The organism is Paracoccus shanxieyensis (assembly GCF_009711265.1).
Taxonomy (GTDB): Bacteria; Pseudomonadota; Alphaproteobacteria; order Rhodobacterales; family Rhodobacteraceae; genus Paracoccus; species Paracoccus shanxieyensis.
In genome coordinates this window covers 122,279-142,996 of sequence record NZ_WMII01000013.1, presented here as the reverse complement: position 1 = coordinate 142,996, position 20,718 = coordinate 122,279, and the positions used below count along the sequence as shown (strand labels likewise).

The window sequence follows — 20,718 nt, the reverse complement described above, 5'->3', positions numbered from 1 at the left end:
GCCCGCTGGTCAGCGCGATACGCACCGCATCCCTGCGAAATTCATCCGTCCTGCCTGTGCCCATGGTTCATCTCCTTTGCTGCACATTACGTGATCAAAGGAGCGGCACCAAACCGCGACAGGTCCAGGCCATGCTCGAAAGCTCCGGTAGCATGGCGGTGACGCCGGCCGTTTTACGAAAGTTCGCCACGACCGCGCGGCGTCGGCTCAGGCAGGAAGGCGGCGGCTACCGGCGGGATCATCTGCGCGCTTTTGCCCAGCGCGTCGAAGTCGGAGAAGGCCATGTTCGCATCATGGGATCGAAGGGCGAACTGCTGCGCGCCCTTACTTCGGTCTCTAGCGGGAAATCGGCGGGAATCGGCGTGCCCACTTTGGGACTGAAATGGCGGACAGTGAGGGATTCGAACCCTCGAGACGGTTCCCCGCCTACACACTTTCCAGGCGTGCGCCTTCGACCACTCGGCCAACTGTCCGTGGCGGCCCGTCTAGCCTGTTCGACGGGCCGGTGCAAGCGGTCAGAGCTTGGAAACCCGTTTCTGCAATTCGGCCAGCTGGCGGCGGATTTCGTCCATGTCGTCGCCTGCTGCGCGCGGGCGCGCGGGGGTGTCATCATCCGGTTCCATGCCCGGCCCGGTCGACCCGGCACCCCAACCCGAAGCCATCGCCTTCAGGAACATCTGCTGTTGACGCCGCAAGGCCTCGAACCCCGGCATCGAGGCCATGGGGTTCGGAAAGGTCGTCATGTTCTCCATCATCTTGGACTGCCCCTCGCGCAGCATCTCGAAGCTGGCGGCAAGGAATTGCGGCACGACGGACTGCGCCTGCGTGGTATAGCTGCGCACCAGATCGGTCAGCACCTCGATGGGCAGGACGTTTTCGCCGCGGCCCTCATGTTCGGCGATGATCTGCAGCAGATACTGCCGGGTCAGATCGTCGCCGGATTTCAGATCCACGATCTGCACCTGACGCCCGGCGCGGATGAAGCGCGCGATGTCTTCAAGCGTCACATAATCGCTGGTCTCGGTATTATAGAGACGACGGCTGGCGTATCGCTTGATCAGAAGCGGGGATGTGCTGTCGACCTCTGCCATGGCTTCTCCTGCAATGCGTATGCAGCATGATGGAAAAACAGACACAAGAATGCAAAGAAAATCGCCGCATTGATGACGCGGGAAATGCTGCGTCGCGGCACGAAAAAAGGGGCGATCTCTCGCCCCTTGATTGCCGATGCGACAGCTTGGATCAGCTTTTGCTGGCGGCGCTGGTGGCGCGGCTGACAGCAGCCTGCGTTTCGCGGGTCGCTTTCTGCGTCGCCTTCTGCGCGTCGGACGCGATGTCCTTGCCAGCGGTCAGCATCAGATCGACGGTATCCATCTGAACCTTTTTCGCGACTTCTGCGAAAGCGGCCATATGCTCGGCGGCCATTTCAGCCGAAGCGGTGGCGAAATCGCTCATGGCTTTGGCGTATTCGGCCGGCTCTTCCTTGGTCGAGGTCAGCTCACCCATGCGGGCGATGGTGTCCTTGGCCCATGCAGCCGAGATCTCGGTCGAGCGCTCGGCAGCGGCAAGCGCGACTTTGGCCATACGCTCACCCAGAAGGGTCTGCGATTTGAATGCGTCCTGGAACGAGCTGGTGTCGACCGGGAACTTGGCCATCATGTCTTGCATCGTCTTGGTGAAATCGGGGGTCTTGGCCATATCGTATCTCCTGCTTGTGTGGCGCGAAGCATCCGGGCGCCGTGGGGTAAACTCTTACTTCCCTGATATAAATGCTGCACTGCAGCATTTCAACAGTTTTCGCTGCAACGCAGCATAATCTTTTTCACGCCCGCTCATGCACATACTCGCCCGGCGCGGGGCCGAAGCCCTGTTCCGGGGTGCGGGCATCCACCTTCGCCCCGGACCGAGTCGCCAGCCATTCGCCCCAGCGCGGCCACCAGCTGCCATCGTGCCGCACGGCAGCATCGCGCCATTGCCGGAACCCCTCGGCAAAGCCGTGATCCGAGACATAGTGGCCGTATTTCTTTTTGCTGGGCGGATTGATGATCCCGGCGATATGGCCCGATTCCGACAGGATGAAGGTTCTGTCCTGCGATCCCATCTGCGCCACGCCGCGCCAGCTGTCACGGGCAGGCGCGATATGGTCGGTCTCGCAGGCGATGGCACATAGCGGCACGGTCACATCCTGCAGGTTCAGCGTCAGCCCGAACAGCGGGAAGCCCTGTCTTGCGAAGGCGTTCTGCTGGCACAGCCCGCGCAGATACTGCACCGCCATCCGGCCCGGCAGGTTGGTGCCATCGCCGTTCCAGAACAGCAGATCGAATGCGGGCGGTGGCTCGCCCAGCATATAGCTGCGGATCGCGGGCCCCCAGATCAGATCATTGGCGCGCAGGAAGCTGAAGGTGCGCGTCATCAGCTGCGCGCTCAGCACGCCGGTCCGCGCCGCCTCTTGTTCGATGCCGGACACGAAGTCCTCTTGCAGGAAGGCGGTGAACTCCCCCTGATCCGAGAAATCCGTCAAGGTGGTGAAGAAGGTCGCCGAATTGACCCGATCATCGCCGCGCTGCTTCAGCAGCGACAGCGTCAGCGCCAGGGTGGTGCCCGCGATGCAATAGCCCACCACGTTCAGCTTTTCCTGCCCGGTGGTGTCCTGCACCCGGTCCATCACCTCAAGATAGGCCGAGACGTAATCCTCCATCCCGGTCTGGCCGTAACTGGTATCGGGGTTTTTCCACGCCACGACGAACAGCGTATATCCCTGATCCACGATCCAGCGGATCAGGCTGTTCTGCGGCTTCAGATCCATGATGTAGAATTTGTTGATCCATGGCGGAAAGATCACCAGCGGGATCTCATGCACCTGATCGGTCGTCGGCGAATACTGGATCAGCTCATACAGCTTGGTGCGCGCAACCACCCTGCCCTCGGCGGTGCCGATCGACTCGCCCACGCGGAACGCATCGCGATCGGCCAGCGACACCAGCATCTCGCCGCCATGCTGTTCGATGTCGCGCACCAGGTTCTCAAGGCCCTTGACCAGACTTTCGCCCTCGGTCGCCAGGGCCTTTTCCAGCGCATCCGGATTGGTCGCCAGAAAATTCGTCGGCGCCATCATGTCGATCATCTGACGCGTGAACCATTCCACGCGGCGGCGGTCGGTCATGCTGCCGATGTCCAGATCGCTGGCAGCCTTGCGCATGGCATCGGCGTTGATCTGATACTGCCGCTTGATGAAGTTGAAGAACGGATGCGACTGCCACAGCGGGTTCTTGAACCGCGAATCGCTGGGCCCGTCATCGGGCGGCGCGGTCAGCGTGCCGCGCGATGCCGCCGCCTGCGCCTCGGCGAAATGGCGCAGCGTCTCGCCCCAATAGCTGACCTGCTGGCCCATGATCCGCTCTGGCTGCTCGGCCAGAAGCTTCATCCAGGCATTGGCGGCGGTGGTGAAAAGATCCGCCCCCGGCGCTTCGACGCCCGGCGCTTTCGGCTGGCGCAGCGACAGCGCGCCGACAAGCCGCTGGGTCAGCGCCTCGATCCGTTCGATATTCTTCGCAAGCTGTTCGGGCAGACGGCTTTGCGGACCGAATGCCGCTTCCATGAACGCCTTCGAGGACGTGGTGTCACGGGGCTGCGATCCGCTATCCGCAGCGCCCTCAGCCGTCTCGATCTGCGGTGCGACGGCGGGCTCCTGATCTTCGGCGCTGTTGCGGCGGCGGCGGTGGGTGACAGTGCGCGTATCCTGCCGCGCCGCGGTTCTGGCGCGCCCGGACGCGCTGCGTGTCGAGGCTTTGCCGGGCTTCGACGACTTTGCCTTTGCGGCTGCGGGCTTGGGATCGGCGGGCTTCGGCGCGACGGATGCCGTCAGCGCGGCATCTGCATCGGCGGATGCCGCCTTGGCCTTCGCAGTTCTGCCCGCAACCGGCTTTGCCGCCGCGCGCTCTGGCTTCGACGCTCCGGAATTTGCACTCGCCTTCGCAACCCCGGACTTCGCAGCACTCGCCTTCGCAGAACCCGCCTTCGCAGAACCCGCCTTTGCGCGCGCAGTCTTTGCCGGTGCTTTCGCTGCAACGCCGGTCTCAGACGATGCCGGCTTCGCGCTGGCGGCGCGGCGGCTGCCCGCTTTACCGGCAGGCGGCGCGGGCTGCTTTTCCGTGGACGCCGTGCTGTGTTCCGCAGGCGTCTTCGGCATGTCGTCGTCCCGAGCCATAATTGACAATCCTCCCCATCCGTAAAATCATTATGCCCAAGCCGAAACGCAGGTAAAGCGTAACCGACCCGGCCAAGGCTGAATCGAAGCGAGGTTTCGAAGATGACAAGCTACAAAGGCCTCAGGGGCATCATGTCCTATGATGCGATGGAAACGATCCGCAGCACGAATGAATGGCTTGGATCGACCGCCAAGGCCTTCGGGTCTTATCCCGCTTTCGCGCTGATCCCGAACCCCATGTTCCAGCTGATGGCGGCATGGGGCCGGGTCGCGGAACGCAGCCACGCCCGCATGATCGTCAAACCCGACTGGGACCTGCCGCCAATCGTGTCGGAATCCGGTCAGGACCACATCGTCTATGCCGAGCCGGTGCTGCGGCGCGATTTCGGCGACCTGCTGCATTTCCGCGTCGCCCGGCGCGAGCCGATGGCCCGCAAGGTTCTGCTGGTGGCGCCGATGTCCGGCCATTACGCGACCCTTCTGCGATCCACGGTGGTCTCTCTGCTCCCGGACTGTGACGTGTATGTGACGGATTGGCACAATGCGCGGGATATTCCGGTCAGCGCGGGCAAGTTCGATGTCGAGGATTACACCCAGTATCTGGTCGATTTCATCCGCCATCTGGGACCGGGCACCAATGTGATCGCCGTCTGCCAGCCCGCGCCGCTGGCGCTGGCGGCAACCGCGATCCTTGCCAAGCAAGATCCCAAGGCCCAGCCGAAATCCCTGATCCTGATCGGCGGCCCGATCGACCCTGATGCGCAAGCCACCGAAGTCACCGATTTCGGCAATCGCGTCACGATGGGAGAGCTTGAGCATCTGGTGATCCAGCAGGTCGGCTTCAAATATCGCGGCGCGGGGCGCATGGTCTATCCGGGGCTGGCGCAGCTCAGCTCATTCATCGCGATGAATGCCGAAACCCATGCCAAGGCTTTCATCGACCAGGTCTTTGCCGAGGCGCGCGGCGAAGCCTCCGACAACGACCGGCACAACAAGTTCTATGACGAATATCTGGCCGTCATGGACATGACCGCCGAATTCTACCTGTCGACGGTCGAACGCATCTTCAAGAACAACGAGATCAAGAACAACATCTTCACCGTCAACGGCACGCCCGTCGACATCACCGCCATCCGCGACGTGGCGCTGATGACGGTGGAAGGTGCCAATGACGACATCTCGGCCCCCGGCCAATGCGTGGCGGCGCTGGATCTGTGCAAGGGCATCCCCGCCAATCGCAAGACCCAGCACCTTGAACCGAATGCCGGCCATTACGGCATCTTCGCGGGCAAAAGCTGGCGGCTGAACATCCGTCCGCTGGTCTTGGACTTCATCGACGAACAGATCGAGGCCTCCGCCCCTGCCAAACGCCGTCGCGGCGGCCCGCAGCCCGTCGATTGCGGCGTCAGCAGCCCGCGCGAAGAAGACGGCAAGATCGCCGTCTGACCAAGCCCCCTGACCAAAGGCTCCGGCGCGGGATCACACCCGCGCCAGCACCTCCTCGACCGCCGTGCCGATCAGCCCCAGACAATCCGGCGTCGAAAAGCGGTGATCCGCCCCCTTCACCAGCGTCAGCCGCAGATCCGGCCCCTCGGCATGGTCCAGCAGATCCATGGCCCAGCCAACTGGCACATCGGCATCCGCGGTGCCCTGCAAGAACCGCGTCGGGAAGGGCAGCGACAAGGGCTGCGACAGCACCAGATGCGCGCGCCCGTCCTCGATCAGACGGCGCGTGATGACATAGGGATCGCCGTAATCGCTGGGCCGCAAAACCTGCCCCTCGCGCATCAGCCTGTCGCGCTGCGCCTCGGAAAACTCGGGCCAGAAGCCGCGCTCGGTGAAATCCGGCGCGGCAGCAATCGTCACCAGCCCCGCCACACGTTCGGGCACGGCGCGCGCCAGCAACAGGCTGATCCAGCCGCCCATGCTGGACCCGACCAGCACCACCGGACCCGGCATCAGATCCAGCGCCGCCCGCGCATCGGCCAGCCAGTCGCCGATGCAGCCCGCCTCGAACGCGCCCTGCGACGCGCCATGCCCGGAATAATCGAACCGCAGAAACGCCCGTTCCCGCGCCTTGGCCCAATCCTCCAGCCACACGGCCTTGGTGCCGCCCATATCCGACCGGAACCCGCCCAGAAACACCACGCCCGGCCCCTGCCCCGGCGTTTGCATATAGGCCAGCCGCCCGTTCGGCCCTTCCAGAAATTCCGTCATCTTCTTCGTTCCCAAAATACTCTGCGGGGGAGTCGCCTTGGCGACGGGGGCGCAAAGCCCCCTGCCTGCCTAACCGCATTGACAACGCCCGGCAATCGCGCGACACCCGCGCGACATAACCCGCAACCGGGCGTTCCGTGGGCGCCAAACCGACGAGGAGGACATGATGTCCCAGATCTCCCTCACCTTTCCCGATGGCAATGCGCGCGACTATCCCGCCGGCGTGACGGCGGCCGAGGTCGCAGCCTCGATCGCGCCCAGCCTTGCCAAGAACGCGATTTCCGCCAGCCTTGATGGCCAGCATATCGATCTGGCATGGCCGATCCGGACCTCGGGCAAGATCGCCATCAACACGATGAAGGATGCCGAACCGGCGCTGGAACTGATCCGCCACGATCTGGCCCATATCATGGCCCGCGCCGTGCAAGAGATCTGGCCCGATGTGAAAGTCACCATCGGCCCGGTCCGCGATCAGGGCTGGTTTTACGATTTCGACCGCGCCGAGCCCTTCACCCCCGAAGATCTGGGCACCATTGAAGCGCGGATGAAACAGATCATCAACGCCCGCGACCCGGTCCGCACCGAGGTCTGGGACCGCGCCCGCGCCATTGCGCATTATCAGGACCGCAACGAACCCTTCAAGGTCGAACTGATCGACCGCATCCCCGAAGGCGAAGACCTGCGGATGTATTGGCATGGCGACTGGCAGGATCTGTGCCGCGGTCCGCATCTGCAAAACACCGGGCAAGTCCCGGCCGATGCCTTCAAGCTGACGCATGTCGCCGGGGCCTATTGGCTGGGCGACAGCATGCGGCCGATGCTGCAACGCATCTATGGCGTGGCCTTCCGCAATCGCGACGACCTGAAAGCCCATATGACCATGCTGGAAGAGGCCGCGAAACGCGACCACCGCAAGCTGGGCCGCGAAATGGAGCTGTTCCACTTTCAGGAAGAAGCGCCCGGCATGGTGTTCTGGCACCCGAACGGCTGGACCATCTACCGCGAGCTGGAGGCCTATATGCGCCGCCGCCTGATCCGCGCGGGCTATAAGGAAATCAAGACGCCGCAGGTGGTGGACCGCATCCTTTGGGAAAAATCCGGCCATTGGGAAGCCTACCGCGAAAACATGTTCATCGTCGAGGTGGACGAGGAAGGCGCCAAGGAAAAGCGCATCAACGCGCTGAAACCGATGAACTGCCCTTGCCATGTTCAGGTCTATAATCAGGGTCTGAAATCCTATCGCGACCTGCCCTTGCGGCTGGCCGAGTTCGGGTCGTGCCACCGCTACGAATCCTCGGGCTCGATGCACGGTCTGATGCGGGTGCGCGGCTTCGTGCAGGACGACGCGCATATCTTCTGCACCGAGGATCAGATCCAGGGCGAATGCGCGGGCTTCATCAGCCTGCTGTCCTCGGTCTATGACCACCTGGGATTCGCGAAATTCGACATCAAGCTGTCGACCCGCCCCGATGTGCGCGTCGGCTCGGATGAGATCTGGGACAAGGCCGAGGCGGCGCTGAAAGGCGCCATCGAACATCTGGGCCTGCCCTATGAGATCAACGAAGGCGACGGCGCCTTTTACGGTCCCAAGTTGGATTTCAAGCTGACCGATGCCATTGGCCGCGAATGGCAATGCGGCACCTTCCAGTGCGATTTCAACCTGCCTGACCGGCTGGACGCGGAATTCGTCGGCGAAGATGGCCACAAGCACATGCCCGTCATGCTGCACCGCGCCGTCTTGGGCAGCTTTGAACGCTTCATCGGCATCCTGATCGAAAACTACGCGGGCAAGATGCCGCTGTGGCTGGCCCCGCGTCAGGTCGTGGTGGCCTCGATCGTGTCGGGCGCGGATGCCTATGTGCATGAGGTGGTTGAAACCCTGCGCGCCGCAGGCATCCGGGCCGAAGCCGATACGCGCAATGAAAAGATCAATTACAAAGTGCGCGAACATTCGGTCGGCAAGGTGCCCGCGATCATGGCCATCGGCATGAAAGAGGTCGATGAACGCAGTGTGTCAATCCGCCGTCTGGACAAGCAGGGCAGCGAGACGCTAAGCCTCGACATGGCCGTTCAGGCTCTGGTTGCCGAAGCCGCGCCGCCAGATCTTCGCTGACGCGATCAGCAATAATTTGCCGAAGTTTCGCCGGAACGCAGATGTGATCTGCGTCTCTCGGCGCATTATTGCTTGCGTTTTGCCGGGAATCGTTCATCTTCTCACCCGCGTGAGCACGACTTTCTACCGCCTCCCTTTACGGGGCAGCCGGACTTGACGGGAAAGGGCTGCACGGCCCGGCGGCAATATCGCCTCCGGGAGACTTGAAGGAGAGACGGTATTATGGCTACCGGCACCGTGAAATGGTTTAACGCCACCAAAGGCTATGGCTTCATCGCACCCGATGATGGCGGCAAAGATGTGTTCGTTCACATCTCGGCGGTTGAACGCGCTGGCCTGACCGGCCTGAACGACAACCAGAAGATCGCTTATGAACTGCAGTCCGGTCGTGATGGCCGCGCTTCGGCCAGCGATCTGAAACTGCTCTGATCGGCAGTTCCCAGAATTCGGAAACGGCCCGCCCCGTCGCGGGCCGTTTTCATTTCCGGGGCTTTTCTGACACGGCTGAAGGACCTATCTGGTCGGCAAAAGGGAAAAGCCGCGATGAATCTGGCGCAATATGTGCTGCAGGCCGGACTGGCCACCCCCGACAAGCTGGCCATGTCGATCCTTGGCCTGTCGCGGGCTGACAGGTGGTCCCATGCCCGCCTGCGTCAGGCGGTTCTGGGCACGGCGACCGGGCTTTTGCAGGCGGGCCTGCGCCCCGGCGACCGGCTGCTGCTGCGGCTGGGCAATACGCCCGCCTTTCCCGTCACCTATCTTGCGGCGATTGCCGCGGGCATCGTTCCGGTCCCGACCTCGGCGCAACTGACCGAGGCCGAGATCACCCGCATGGCCGCAGCCGTGGCGCCCGCAGCCATCGCGCATGAGGCAGGCGTGGCCCTGCCCGATCATCCCGCCCGCATCCTGACCGCCGCCGAACTGGCGCGCTTCGCCGATCTGCCGCCTGCGGATTTCCAGCAAGGCGACCCGGAGCGGCTGGCCTATATCGTGTTCACCTCGGGCTCATCGGGTCAGCCGCGCGCGGTCTGTCATGCGCATCGCGCCATTCTTGCGCGGCGCATGATGTTTGACGGCTGGTATGGCCTGACACCGCAGGACCGGCTGCTGCATGCCGGAGCCTTCAACTGGACCTTTACGTTGGGCACGGGGCTGATGGATCCGTGGACCATGGGCGCAACGGCGCTGATCCCGGCCAAGGGCATCACCCCGGCCCAGATCCCGCTGATCGCCAGCCGCCACGGCGCCACGCTGATCGCCGCCGCTCCGGGGGTGTTTCGCCAGATGCTGCGCGCCGACTGGCCGGTCTGGCCGGGTCTGCGCCACGGGCTGACGGCGGGCGAGCGGCTGGACCCGACCCTGCGCCGCGACTGGCAGTCCCGCACCGGCACCGACCTGCACGAGGCCATGGGCATGTCCGAAGTCTCGACCTTCATCTCGGGCAGCCCCGCCCGGCCCGCGCCCGATGGCCATGCAGGCTTTCCCCAGCCGGGGCGGCGCATCGCCATTCGCGACGGGCAACTGGCCGTGCATCGCAGCGATCCCGGCCTGTTTCTGGGCTATCTGGACCAGCCGCAGGACAGCATGGCGCGCTTTGACGGCGACTGGTTTCTGACCGGAGATCTGGCCCAGCAGACGCCCGACGGCGCGATCCGCACGCTGGGGCGCTCCGACGATCTGATGAACGCGGGCGGCTTTCGCGTCGCACCCGCCGAAATCGAGGATGCGCTGGCCGATCTGCCCGGCATCGGCGATCTGGCGGTGACGGAAATCGCCGTGCCCTCGGGGACAATCATCGCGGCCTTCTGGACCGGCCCGGCGGATGCCTTAGCGCTGAAAAGCCGGGCCGAGGAACGCCTGGCGCGCTATCGCCAGCCGCGCGAATACATTCATCTGGACGCCCTGCCCCGCACGGCGACCGGCAAGATCAACCGCCGCGCCCTGCGCTGCGCCCATCGCAAGGACCGCTGACATGACCGGAACCATTCGCCTTGATATCTTTGCCGATCCGGTCTGCCCGTGGTGTGTGATCGGCAAGGCGGAACTGGACCGCGCGCTGGAAAGCCGCCCCGACCATCCCTTTGCGATCACATGGCAACCCTTCCGGCTGGACCCGCAGATGCCGCAAGCGGGCATGGATCACGTCGCCTATATGAAGATGAAATTCCGCGACGAGAAAGGCATTCTGGCCGCGATGAAGCCGGTGATGGAGGCCAGCGAGCGGCTGGGCCTGTGGCTGAACCCCAGCCTGATCCAGCGCATCCCGAACACGCTGAACGCCCATCGCCTGATGCATTGGGCGGGGCTCGAGGGCGCGCAGACCCCCGTCATGTCGGCCCTGATGCGGGCGCATTGGCGCGAGGGCAAGAATATCGGCAATCCCGACGTGCTGGCCGATATCGGCGCGGCGGCGGGCATGGATCCCGGCATGATCCGCCGCCTGCTGGCCACCGACGAAGACAAGGCCGAAGTCGCCAACCGCGAAATCCATGCCCGCCAGCGCGGTGTCAGCTCGGTCCCGACCTTCATCGTGGCCGACAGCCATGTCGTGACCGGCGCGCAGCCCGCCAGCCTGTGGATGCAGGTCATCGACGAATTGACCGGCGCGTGACGGCTGCGGTTTCGGAGCCGTGATCGGGGAAACTCTGCTATCCTGCGCGGGCCGCGTTTGCCGCAGGATCGCAGATGACCCGCTTTGCCGCCCCCATCGCCGAACAGATCTGGGACATGAAATACCGGCTGAAAGGCCCGGATGGCGCAGCCCTTGACCTGACGGTTCAGGACAGCTGGCGCCGCGTCGCCCATGATCTGGCCCGTGTCGAGGCCGACCCCGCCGTATGGCAGGACCGCTTTTATCACGCGCTGCAGGATTTCCGCTTTCTGCCCGCCGGACGCATCCTTGCGGGCGCCGGCACCGGGCGCGAGGTGACGCTGTTCAACTGCTTCGTCATGGGCACCATCCCCGACAGCATGGAGGGCATCTTTCAGGCCCTGAAAGAGGCCGCGCTGACCATGCAGCAGGGCGGCGGCATCGGCTATGATTTCAGCACGCTGCGGCCCAAGGGGGCGGCGGTGCACGGGGTGGCGGCGGATGCCTCGGGGCCGCTGAGCTTCATGGATGTCTGGGACGCGATGTGCCGCACGATCATGTCGGCGGGCTCGCGCCGGGGCGCGATGATGGCGACGATGCGCTGCGACCATCCCGATATCGAAGCCTTCATCGCCGCCAAGCAGGACAGCGCAAGGCTGCGCATGTTCAACCTGTCGGTGCTGGTAACGGACGGGTTCATGCAGGCCGTTCGCACTGACGGGCCGTGGGATCTGCAATTCGGCGGCCGGGTCTGGCAGACCGTCCCGGCCCGCGATCTGTGGAACCGCATCATGCGCGCGACCTATGACTATGCCGAGCCGGGGGTGATCTTCATCGACCGCATCAACCAGATGAACAATCTGGCCTATGCCGAAACCATCGCCGCGACCAATCCCTGCGGCGAACAGCCTCTGCCGCCCTATGGCGCCTGCCTGCTGGGCTCGGTGAACCTTGCGCGTCTGGTCATGGACCCGTTCACCCCTCAGGCCCGCATGGACATGGATGCGCTGGACGATCTGGTGCGGGTGGCGGTGCGGATGATGGACAATACCGTCGATGCCTCGCGCTTTCCGCTGCCCCAGCAGGCCCGCGAAGCGCAGGCCAAGCGCCGCATCGGTCTGGGCGTCACCGGGCTTGCGGATGCGCTGATGATGCTGGGGCTGCGCTATGGCGCGGCCGATGCGGTGCAGGTCACGCGCGACTGGATGCGGGCGATTGCGCATTCGGCCTATTGGTCTTCGGTCGGGATCGCGCAGGAAAAGGGGGCGTTTCCCCTGTTCGATGCGGACCGCTTTCTGGCCTCGGGCTTCATGGCGCGGATGGATGGCGATCTGCGCGCGGCGATTGCCGCGCATGGCATCCGCAACGCCCTGCTGACCAGCATCGCGCCGACCGGCACGATCAGCCTTTACGCGGGCAATGTCAGTTCCGGGATCGAGCCGGTGTTTTCCCCCGCCTATCGCCGCAAGGTGCTGCAACCCGACGGCTCGCGCACCGAGGAGGAGGTCGTGGATTACGCTGTCGCGCTGTGGCGGCAGATGCAGGGCGATGCGCCCCTGCCCGCACAATTCGTCGACGCCCAGACGCTGGAGCCTTTGGCGCATGTCGCCATGCAGGCCGCCGCGCAGGAATGGGTGGACAGCAGCATCTCGAAGACCATCAACTGCCCCGAAGGTATCGGCTTCGACGCCTTCAAGGACGTGTATCTGGCCGCATGGGATCAGGGCTGCAAGGGCTGCACCACCTATCGTCCGAACGCGGTCACCGGATCGGTCCTGTCGGTGGACACCACGCCCGCCCCCGCTGATGCCATGCCCGCCCCCGCCGATCTCAGCGAACCGCTGCACCGCCCCGCCGCGCTGGAGGGCCAGACCTACAAGCTGAAATTCCCCGGCAGCGAACATGCGATCTATATCACCATCAACGACATCATCGACGCAGGCCAGCGCCGCCCGTTCGAGGTCTTCATCAACTCGAAGAACATGGAGCACTACGCCTGGACCGTGGCGCTGACGCGGATGATCTCGGCGGTGTTCCGGCGCGGGGGCGATGTGTCCTTCGTGGTCGAGGAATTGAAGGCGGTCTTCGATCCGCGCGGCGGCGCTTGGATGGGCGGGCGCTATGTGCCGTCGATCCTTGCCGCGATCGGCGGCGTCATCGAACGCCACATGATCGCCACGGGCTTCATCGCGGGCGAAGGCATGGGGCTGAAATCCGACCCAAAGGCCGCCATGCCGGTCGATCCGCCGCGCGGTCCCGCCTGCCCCAATTGCGGCCAATACGGCATGCGCATGGTGGAGGGCTGCATGACCTGCCCACATTGCGGCCATTCGGAATGCGGCTAGGCGGCTAGGCGGCTATTCCAGCAATGCGCCTTCGATGCTTTCCCCGGTCATGCGGCGATACAGGTGTTCGTTCCAATAGGGCGTCCAGCAGACCAGCGCCTTGCCCTTGCCGGTAAAGACCCGCAGCCGCTTCTGCCCCGAAATCATGCTGCGCGGCCAGCGCGCGGCGGGACGCGAGGAAAACTTCAGCCCCTCGGTCCGGCCCAGCACAAGCCGGCCCTGCACGCGCAATTCGCCGTCGACATCCACCACCTCGACCGGGCCGGGCGCATTGATGGCGACGCGGCCGGGATTGCGCAGCGTGGTTTTCCAGGTGAACAGCCCGTCCCCCGCCCACAGGCTGGACCAGAAGGGTTCGCGCCGCATTCCCAGCGCCACATCGCCCTCGGAGGCCCAATAGATCTCGGGCTCAAGGATCCATGCCTCGCCGTCTTCGACATCCAGCAGGTGATAGCCCGCCAAAGACGGCTGCAACATGATCGAGCCGCTGCCGCTGTAATAGGGGCGGATGCGCGCCTCGCTGGTGAAGATCGACCGGAAGATGTCGCCAAATCCCGGCAGGCGCGGCGTCAGCTTGATGTCGCCGCGCATGGTGGACATGGCCCCGCGCCGGGCGCGCACGGTTTCCCCGGCGATATCGACGCGGACCTGCCGCATCCCCTCGACCTCGCGGATGGAAAAATCAGCCATGCCCGCGCCCCCTATGGCTCATCCCAGATCATCGCGCGGTCCCACAGCCGTTGCAGCGGATCGGGCTTGATCCCGCCCTCGCCGCGCAGGGGGTCGTCCAGCGCCACGATGACGAACAGGATGACGCCAAGAAAGAACGCGGTGATGGTGCCCAGCACGAATTGCCGCACGGGCCGCATCCGCAGCAGCACGATCAGGATGATGTTGATCGCCGCGCCGACCAGAACCGCATACCACAGCACATTCGGGATCTGGGTATAGACCCCGTTCAGGCGCAGCTGGCGCGCGCGGGTGAATTCCTGAAAAGCCGACAGCATCTGCGCATGCAGCACCTCCTGCCCCGGCGTTGCCGGCTCGAACCCGGCCAGCTTCTGGCGGATGGCGTTGACGCGGTTCGCGCCGCCATCAAGATAAAAGCCCTGCCGATGCGCGGGCCAGTCCTTGTGCAGCGTGAACAGCACATAGTCGCGGATCATCGCCTTGGTCTCGGAGCGGATCGGTTCGGGATAGGCGTTCACATCGGAATAGACGGCGGCCAGCACGGTGGCTTCCTGCAGGACCGCCTCGGAAATGCGTTCGTTGTTCTGATAGGCCGAGACGGTCAGCAGACCCAGCAGCAGCCCGTAAAACAGATTGAAGCCCGCCGTGCCGTAATTGATCGCCTCGTTCAGGTCCGGGCCTGCGCCGATCAGCAGCCGCATGATCGGCTTGACGATCAGCATTCCGATGACGACCGAGGCCACCGCCGCAAGCGCGAAATAGGTGGCAAGCTGCTTTAGCGGAATATCATAGACAAAATCCGGCATGAGGCCCCGAATCCGAATTGCCTGCATATTCTGGCCCGGGGAAATGGTTAACGCGAGCGGAATTTACGGCTTGCCGCGTTATTCCTGCCATGCCCTAATATGCGCGCCGGTCTTTTGGGGTTGTCCATGCTTCGACTTGTCCTTGCCCTTGCGATGGGCCTTGGCGTTTCTGCGCAGGCGCAGGATCTGCGGCTTTACACGCTGGGTTCGGGGGATGTCAGCGGCAGCTATTACGCTGCAGCGACGGCGCTGTGCGATGCCACGAACCGGGTCGAGCGGGGGCATCTGCGGTGCAGCCCGGAAGCCACGCCCGGCTCGATCTACAACCTCAGCGCGCTGCGCAACGGGCAGTTGGATTTCGCGCTGGTGCAATCGGACGTGCAGCATATGGCGATGACCGCGGATGGTCCGTTCAAGACCGCGCCGCCCTTCAACGACCTGCGCAGCGTCACCTCGCTTTACCCCGAGGCGCTGACCATTCTGGCGCGTCCGGGCGCAAGGATCCTCAGCCTCAAGGGGCTTCTGGGCAAGCGTGTCGATATCGGCCTGCCCGCCTCGGGGCGGCAGGCGACGGCGCTGCGGCTGTTCGATGCCCTGGGCTATGATCGCAACGATTTCATGGCGCTGCTGGAGCTGTCGGCGGGCAGCGGGCTGGATGAGCTGTGCGCCGGCAGGATCGACGCGATGGTGCTGATTACCGGCCACCCCAATGCGGGCGTGGCGCGGGCGATCAGCGAATGCGATGCGCGGCTGGTCACCGTGTCCGGCCCGGACATCCGCGCCTTTCTTGAGGCCAATCCGGATTATGTCTATGCCTCGATCCCGCGCGGGCTTTACGGCAAGAAGGGCCGCGCCATGACCTTCGCAGTGATGGCCACGCTGGTCACGCGGGCGGATATGGACGACGACATCGTCGGCGCGCTTGTGCGCAATACGCTGGACAATCTTCTGGTGGTGGGCATTTCTGCGCCGGTTCTGGATGCGCTGTCGCCCAATGCCATGCGCAGCACCGGATTATCGGCCCCGATGCATCCCGCAGCGCAAATCGCCTTTGATCAATATAATCCGCAATAGCGCAGCAAATATTCAACCCACGGCTGTCTTATTACAGCAGGCATATTATCTCGCGTGCGCGGGCTGCTGAATATCGCGGCTTAATCGCGTGAAAACAGATCCTCGGCCAAGACCGCGTCGGCCATCCCCGCCGGAATGGCGCCAGCCATGCGGCCGCGTCCCTGCATCAATCTGGTGCGGATGAAGGCCGGGGCCAAAGCATGCCCACCCGCCACCAGAACCGCGGCCGTCAGCAGCAGCGCCGTCTGTTCGGCAAACTGCCGCGCCTCGGCTTCGGTGGGCAGGTCGGACCAGCGCGATTGCCAATCCGCCAGCGCGGCGTCGTAATCGGCCAGCACGCCCCTGCTAGCCGCCAGCCGCGCGGCCAGCACATCGCGGCACAAGGGATCGCGCGACAGGCTGCGCAGCAGATCAAGGCAGATCACATTGCCCGAGCCTTCCCAGATGCCGTTCAGCGGCGCTTCGCGATACAGCAGCGGCAGGCCGGTTTCTTCGACATAGCCCATGCCGCCCAGGACCTCCATCGCCTCGGCCACGACCAATGGGCACAGCTTGTTCCCCATGTATTTCGCCAGCGCCACGCCGATCCGGGCAAAGGCGCGATCTTCGGGCGCGGTGCCGTCGAAGCTGGCCGCCACCGCCATGCCCAGCGTCAGGCTGCCCAGCCAGTCCAGCACCAGATCCGCCAGAACCGCGCGCATCAGCGGCTGGTCGATCAGCCGCTTCTGAAAGGCACTGCGATGCGCGGCCCAATGGAACGCGTCGCGCAGTGCCGCCCGCATCAGCCCCGCCGGAGCCATGGCCGTATCCAGCCGCGTGTGATGGACCATGGCGACGATGGTGCGCAGCCCGCAGCCCTGCGCCCCCACGGGCAAAGCCAGCGCGCGGTCATATTCGATCTCGGCCGAGGCATTGGCGCGATTGCCCAGCTTGTCCTTCAGCCGCATCAGGCGGATGCCATTGCGCCCGTCCGGCAGCCAGCGCGGCACCAGAAAGCAGCTTAACCCGTCGGGCGTCTGCGCCAGCGTCAGAAACCCGTCCGACATCGGGGCCGAGCAGAACCATTTATGCCCGGTCAGCCGCCACGCCGCGCCGTCGCGTTCGGCCCGCGTGGTATTGGCCCTGACATCCGAGCCGCCCTGCTTTTCCGTCATCGCCATGCCCAGCGTCAGGCCGCGCTTTTCGGGCGCGGGCAGCACGCGCGGGTCATAGTCGCGCGACAGCGCCCCGGCCTGCCAGTCGGGCAGATCCGCCAGCAGCGGATGCGCGGCATAGGTCATGGTCAGGGGACAGCAATGCCCCGGCTCGGTCTGGCTTGCCAGATAGACCATGGCGGCGTGCTGCGCATGGCTGCCGCCGGCCTGCCACGCCACGGCGTGATAGCCCGCCGCCATGGAGGCCTGCATGACCTGATGCCATGCGGGGTGAAACGTCACCTCATCCAGCCGCCGCCCGTGCTGGTCAAAGCCGTGCAACTCGGGCGGAAACCGGTTTGCCGCCTGCCCCGCCCGGCGCATGGCGTCCCGCCCCATCAGCGCGCCGTAAGCGGCCAGTTCCGGCGCGCGCGTCAAAGCGCGCAGCGCCGGGTCGTCTGCCCAGAAATCCCGGTCCCCCGCATCCGGCGGCTGGTTGGCCACCCGATGCGTGGACAGATCATCGCCGGGCGCGGGTCGCATCAGCAGACCCCATCAGTCCAGGCTGACATTGGCGTCGCGGACCACCGGCTCCCATTTCGCCATCTCGGCCTTGACGTGTTCGCCCAAGGCCTCGGGGGTCGAGGCGACGATGCTGGCCGAAAACTCGCCCATGCGGGCCACGACAGCGGGATCGGCCATGGCTTCGACGGCGGCCTTGTTCAGCGCGGCGATGGCTTCGGGCGGCGTGCCTGCCGGGGCAAACAGGGCGTTCCAGCTGTAGGTCTCATATCCTGGCAGCGTTTCGGCAATCGCGGGCATGTCGGGGAAGCTGGGCGCGCGTTCCTTGGTGGTGACGCCAAGCCCGCGCAGCTTGCCCGAGGCGATATGCCCCGACGCCGAGGGCAGGTTGTCAAAGATGATCGGCACCTGATTGCCCAGCACATCCGTCAGCGCCGGGCCCGAGCCCTTATAGGGGATATGCGTGATGTCCACGCCCGCCATCGACTTGAACAGCTCGCCCGACAGATGCAGCGGCGTGCCGTTCCCCGATGAGGCATAGGCCAGCGCACCGGGATCCTTCTTGGCCAGATCGATCAGCTCCTGCACGGTATTGACCGGCAGTTCCGGGTTTACCGCCAGCACGTTCGGCACCAGCACCAGCAGCGAGACCGGCGCGAAATCCGCCACCGGATCATAGGGCTTCTGCTTCAGGATCAGCGGGTTCAGCGCATGTGTGGCGACCGTGCCCATCAGGATGGTATAGCCGTCAGGATCGGCCTTGGCGACCTGCCCCGCCCCAAGGCTGCCGCCCGCGCCGCCGACGTTCTGGACGACGATCTGCTGGCCAAGCGCCGCGCCCATGCGGTCGGCGACGATGCGCCCGACCACATCGGTCGAGCCTCCGGCGGCAAAGGGGATCACCAGCGTGATCGGACGGTCGGGAAACTGGGCCGCGGCGGCCCCCGCAAGGCCCAGAACAAGGGCCGCGGCAAGGGTCGCACGGCGGGTCAGATTGAATGTCATGGCATCCTCCACATGCTTCAGGCATCGCTTTCGGTGAAAACTTCGTCGCGGCGTTTGCGGATCTGGGGCAGGAAGACCAGCACCAGCACCGCCAGCGCCATCAGCAGCAGACCTGCGCTGATCGGCCGCGTGACGAAGGTCGTCGGATCGCCACGCGACAGGATCATGGCGCGGCGCAGGTTTTCCTCAAGCAGCGGGCCAAGGACAAAGCCCAGCAGCAAAGGCGCGGGTTCGCAGCGCAGCTTGGACATCAGATAGCCCAGCAGACCAAAGAACGCGACGGCATACAGGTCGAACGTGTTCGAGGCGACCGAATAGACCCCGATCGAACACATCGCCATGATGATCGGAAACAGCACGAAATAGGGCACGGTCAGCAGCTTCACCCACATGCCGATCAGCGGCAGGTTCAGCAGCACCAGCATCAGGTTGCCGATCCACATCGACGCGATGATGCCCCAGAACAGTTCCGGCTGTTCGCTGACCACGTTCGGGCCGGGCACGATGCCCTGAATGATCATCGCCCCGATCATCAGCGCCATGACCGGATTGGCCGGGATCCCCAGCGTCAGCAGCGGGATGAAGCTGGTCTGCGCCCCCGCATTGTTGGCCGATTCCGGCCCGGCCACGCCCGCAAGCGCGCCCTTGCCGAATTCCTCGGGGTGTTTCGACAGCTTCTTTTCCACCGTATAGCTGGCAAAGCTGGCAAGGATCGCGCCCCCGCCCGGCAGGATGCCCAGCACCGAGCCGACACCCGTGCCGCGCAGGACCGGGCCGATCATCTGGCGCAGTTCGTCCCGCGTCGGCAGCAGGCGGTTGATGTTTTTCGTCATCACCTCGCGTTCGGTTTCGTCTTCCAGATTGCGCAGGATCTCGGCGATGCCGAAGACGCCCACGGCCAGCGCGACGAAGTTCAGCCCGTCGGCATATTGCGTGATGCCCATGGTGAAGCGCGGCGTGCCGGTATAGATATCCGTGCCCACGATCCCCAGCAGCAGGCCCAGAACGACCATGGCCAGCGCCTTCAGCACCGAGCCATGGGCCAGCGCCACCGACATCACCAGACCCAGCACCATCAGGCTGAAATATTCCGCCGCGCCGAATTTCAGCGCCACCTCGGTCAGCGGCGGGGCAAAGATCGCGACAAGGAAGGTCGAGACCGTGCCGGCAAAGAACGACCCCAGCGCCGCCACAGCCAGCGCCGTGCCCGCCTTGCCCTTGCGCGCCATCTGATAGCCGTCGATGGCCGTCACCGCAGACGAGCTTTCGCCCGGCATGTTGATCAGGATCGCCGTGGTCGAGCCGCCATATTGCGCCCCGTAATAGATGCCCGCCAGCATGATCAGCGAACTGACCGGCTCAAGCTGGAAGGTGATGGGCAGCAGCATGGCGATGGTCGCCGTGGCGCCGATGCCCGGCAAGACGCCGATCAGCGTGCCCAGAAGCACCCCGATCAGACAGAACAGCATATTGGCCAGCGATCCCGCGACCATGAAGCCCATGCTCAGATTGGAAAGAAGATCCATCCCCGCCCCTCCCTAGAACTGGACCCACGGCCCGAACCGCCGGAACGGCAGGCCAAGACCATAGCTGAAGATCAGCGTCGACATGATCGTCACCAGCACCGCCAGCACCAGCGCATGCAGCGGCCGCATCCGCACCGAAGCCTGCGAGGCGATCAGCGTGGTGACAAACAGCGCAGGCACGAAGCCAAGGCCGCGCACCGTCAGGCCGAAGAAGATGGGCGCGGGCAGGATGAACAGCGCCCCGCGCCACGCGATGCGGCCGAATGGCTCGCCCTCGCGGCCAAAGGATTTCAGCGTGATCAGCGCGCCCAGCACGAACAGCAGGATCGACAGGACCATCGGGAAATATCCCGGCCCCATGCGCAGCGATGTGCCGATGGGCAGACCCATGGTCTGCCAGCCGAAAAACGCCGCCGCCGCCATCAGGATCAGACCCGCCGCAAGATCGGTCGAGTCCTTGGGTTTCGTGGACATGAAACATTCCCCCGGT

Annotated in this window: 18 protein-coding genes and 1 tRNA gene; 8 read left to right on the top strand and 11 right to left on the bottom strand. The window is 64.6% G+C overall.

Annotated features, from left to right (window positions below; all coding sequences use genetic code 11):
- Positions 1-383: 383 nt before the first annotated feature.
- The 4 genes from GL284_RS14450 to phaC form a co-directional block, all read right to left on the bottom strand.
- Positions 384-473: transfer RNA gene (locus GL284_RS14450), tRNA-Ser, on the bottom strand.
- Positions 474-515: 42 nt separating this feature from the next.
- Positions 516-1,091 carry a polyhydroxyalkanoate synthesis repressor PhaR gene (gene phaR, locus GL284_RS14445; protein ID WP_155045338.1) on the bottom strand — a complete coding sequence of 192 codons (576 nt, stop codon included), beginning with the start codon at positions 1,089-1,091 and terminating at the stop codon, positions 516-518.
- Between the two features lie 151 nt (positions 1,092-1,242).
- Positions 1,243-1,698 (bottom strand): Phasin, encoded by a 456-nt coding sequence (locus GL284_RS14440; RefSeq protein ID WP_155045337.1) that lies wholly within the window; start codon positions 1,696-1,698, stop codon positions 1,243-1,245.
- Positions 1,699-1,822: 124 nt separating this feature from the next.
- Positions 1,823-3,598, bottom strand: a complete 1,776-nt coding sequence (gene phaC, locus GL284_RS14435; protein WP_230383081.1) for a class I poly(R)-hydroxyalkanoic acid synthase — start codon at positions 3,596-3,598, stop codon at positions 1,823-1,825.
- Between the two features lie 124 nt (positions 3,599-3,722).
- Here phaC and GL284_RS21555 point away from each other — a divergent pair, with 124 nt between their 5' ends.
- Both GL284_RS21555 and phaZ read left to right on the top strand, forming a co-directional pair.
- Positions 3,723-4,232, top strand: coding sequence for a hypothetical protein (locus tag GL284_RS21555; RefSeq protein ID WP_230383080.1), 510 nt, complete (start codon positions 3,723-3,725; stop codon positions 4,230-4,232).
- Between the two features lie 77 nt (positions 4,233-4,309).
- Positions 4,310-5,653 carry a polyhydroxyalkanoate depolymerase gene (phaZ, locus tag GL284_RS14430; protein ID WP_155045336.1) on the top strand — a complete coding sequence of 448 codons (1,344 nt, stop codon included), beginning with the start codon at positions 4,310-4,312 and terminating at the stop codon, positions 5,651-5,653.
- 33 nt (positions 5,654-5,686) lie between these two features.
- Here the strand turns inward: phaZ and GL284_RS14425 are convergent, their stop codons facing one another.
- Positions 5,687-6,424: an alpha/beta hydrolase gene (locus GL284_RS14425; protein ID WP_155045335.1), complete on the bottom strand. Its 738-nt coding sequence runs from the start codon at positions 6,422-6,424 to the stop codon at positions 5,687-5,689.
- Between the two features lie 166 nt (positions 6,425-6,590).
- Between GL284_RS14425 and thrS the strand changes: the two genes are divergently transcribed.
- The 5 genes from thrS (at position 6,591) to GL284_RS14400 (ending at position 13,472) form a co-directional block, all read left to right on the top strand.
- On the top strand, positions 6,591-8,537 hold the full coding sequence (gene thrS / locus GL284_RS14420; protein ID WP_155045334.1) for a threonine--tRNA ligase: 1,947 nt from the start codon (positions 6,591-6,593) through the stop codon (positions 8,535-8,537).
- 222 nt (positions 8,538-8,759) lie between these two features.
- A complete protein-coding gene (locus GL284_RS14415) occupies positions 8,760-8,966 on the top strand; it encodes a cold-shock protein (RefSeq protein WP_155045333.1) in 207 nt (68 codons plus the stop codon).
- Positions 8,967-9,080: 114 nt separating this feature from the next.
- Positions 9,081-10,508: a class I adenylate-forming enzyme family protein gene (locus GL284_RS14410; RefSeq protein ID WP_155045332.1), complete on the top strand. Its 1,428-nt coding sequence runs from the start codon at positions 9,081-9,083 to the stop codon at positions 10,506-10,508.
- Between the two features lies 1 nt (position 10,509).
- Positions 10,510-11,148 carry a DsbA family oxidoreductase gene (locus GL284_RS14405; RefSeq protein WP_155045331.1) on the top strand — a complete coding sequence of 213 codons (639 nt, stop codon included), beginning with the start codon at positions 10,510-10,512 and terminating at the stop codon, positions 11,146-11,148.
- Positions 11,149-11,222: 74 nt separating this feature from the next.
- A complete protein-coding gene (locus GL284_RS14400) occupies positions 11,223-13,472 on the top strand; it encodes an adenosylcobalamin-dependent ribonucleoside-diphosphate reductase (RefSeq protein WP_155045330.1) in 2,250 nt (749 codons plus the stop codon).
- Between the two features lie 12 nt (positions 13,473-13,484).
- Here the strand turns inward: GL284_RS14400 and GL284_RS14395 are convergent, their stop codons facing one another.
- Complete coding sequence (locus GL284_RS14395; RefSeq protein ID WP_155045329.1) at positions 13,485-14,162, bottom strand: AIM24 family protein; 678 nt, start codon at positions 14,160-14,162, stop codon at positions 13,485-13,487.
- Positions 14,163-14,173: 11 nt separating this feature from the next.
- Complete coding sequence (locus GL284_RS14390; protein WP_196216781.1) at positions 14,174-14,968, bottom strand: bestrophin-like domain; 795 nt, start codon at positions 14,966-14,968, stop codon at positions 14,174-14,176.
- A gap of 126 nt (positions 14,969-15,094) precedes the next feature.
- Here GL284_RS14390 and GL284_RS14385 point away from each other — a divergent pair, with 126 nt between their 5' ends.
- Positions 15,095-16,042: a TAXI family TRAP transporter solute-binding subunit gene (locus GL284_RS14385; RefSeq protein ID WP_196216780.1), complete on the top strand. Its 948-nt coding sequence runs from the start codon at positions 15,095-15,097 to the stop codon at positions 16,040-16,042.
- A gap of 80 nt (positions 16,043-16,122) precedes the next feature.
- Here the strand turns inward: GL284_RS14385 and GL284_RS14380 are convergent, their stop codons facing one another.
- Genes GL284_RS14380 through GL284_RS14365 form a run of 4 tightly spaced genes read right to left on the bottom strand, consistent with a single transcriptional unit; the run spans position 16,123 to position 20,702 of the window.
- Positions 16,123-17,718, bottom strand: a complete 1,596-nt coding sequence (locus GL284_RS14380) for an acyl-CoA dehydrogenase family protein (RefSeq protein WP_155045326.1) — start codon at positions 17,716-17,718, stop codon at positions 16,123-16,125.
- Between the two features lie 12 nt (positions 17,719-17,730).
- Positions 17,731-18,702, bottom strand: coding sequence for a Bug family tripartite tricarboxylate transporter substrate binding protein (locus tag GL284_RS14375; RefSeq protein WP_155045325.1), 972 nt, complete (start codon positions 18,700-18,702; stop codon positions 17,731-17,733).
- A gap of 17 nt (positions 18,703-18,719) precedes the next feature.
- Complete coding sequence (locus tag GL284_RS14370; RefSeq protein ID WP_155045324.1) at positions 18,720-20,228, bottom strand: tripartite tricarboxylate transporter permease; 1,509 nt, start codon at positions 20,226-20,228, stop codon at positions 18,720-18,722.
- 12 nt (positions 20,229-20,240) lie between these two features.
- Positions 20,241-20,702, bottom strand: coding sequence for a tripartite tricarboxylate transporter TctB family protein (locus GL284_RS14365; RefSeq protein ID WP_155045323.1), 462 nt, complete (start codon positions 20,700-20,702; stop codon positions 20,241-20,243).
- Positions 20,703-20,718: the final 16 nt, after the last annotated feature.

Coding starts and splice junctions, on each gene's coding strand:
- GL284_RS14415 (WP_155045333.1), top strand. CDS start 8,760: ATGGCTACCGGCACCGTGAAATGGTTTAACGCCACCAAAGGCTATGGC.
- GL284_RS14375 (WP_155045325.1), bottom strand. CDS start 18,702: ATGACATTCAATCTGACCCGCCGTGCGACCCTTGCCGCGGCCCTTGTT.
- thrS (WP_155045334.1), top strand. CDS start 6,591: ATGTCCCAGATCTCCCTCACCTTTCCCGATGGCAATGCGCGCGACTAT.
- GL284_RS14380 (WP_155045326.1), bottom strand. CDS start 17,718: ATGCGACCCGCGCCCGGCGATGATCTGTCCACGCATCGGGTGGCCAAC.
- GL284_RS14405 (WP_155045331.1), top strand. CDS start 10,510: ATGACCGGAACCATTCGCCTTGATATCTTTGCCGATCCGGTCTGCCCG.
- GL284_RS14425 (WP_155045335.1), bottom strand. CDS start 6,424: ATGACGGAATTTCTGGAAGGGCCGAACGGGCGGCTGGCCTATATGCAA.
- phaR (WP_155045338.1), bottom strand. CDS start 1,091: ATGGCAGAGGTCGACAGCACATCCCCGCTTCTGATCAAGCGATACGCC.
- phaZ (WP_155045336.1), top strand. CDS start 4,310: ATGACAAGCTACAAAGGCCTCAGGGGCATCATGTCCTATGATGCGATG.
- GL284_RS14400 (WP_155045330.1), top strand. CDS start 11,223: ATGACCCGCTTTGCCGCCCCCATCGCCGAACAGATCTGGGACATGAAA.
- GL284_RS14440 (WP_155045337.1), bottom strand. CDS start 1,698: ATGGCCAAGACCCCCGATTTCACCAAGACGATGCAAGACATGATGGCC.
- phaC (WP_230383081.1), bottom strand. CDS start 3,598: ATGGAAGCGGCATTCGGTCCGCAAAGCCGTCTGCCCGAACAGCTTGCG.
- GL284_RS14385 (WP_196216780.1), top strand. CDS start 15,095: ATGCTTCGACTTGTCCTTGCCCTTGCGATGGGCCTTGGCGTTTCTGCG.
- GL284_RS14365 (WP_155045323.1), bottom strand. CDS start 20,702: ATGTCCACGAAACCCAAGGACTCGACCGATCTTGCGGCGGGTCTGATC.
- GL284_RS14395 (WP_155045329.1), bottom strand. CDS start 14,162: ATGGCTGATTTTTCCATCCGCGAGGTCGAGGGGATGCGGCAGGTCCGC.
- GL284_RS14390 (WP_196216781.1), bottom strand. CDS start 14,968: ATGCCGGATTTTGTCTATGATATTCCGCTAAAGCAGCTTGCCACCTAT.
- GL284_RS14370 (WP_155045324.1), bottom strand. CDS start 20,228: ATGGATCTTCTTTCCAATCTGAGCATGGGCTTCATGGTCGCGGGATCG.
- GL284_RS14410 (WP_155045332.1), top strand. CDS start 9,081: ATGAATCTGGCGCAATATGTGCTGCAGGCCGGACTGGCCACCCCCGAC.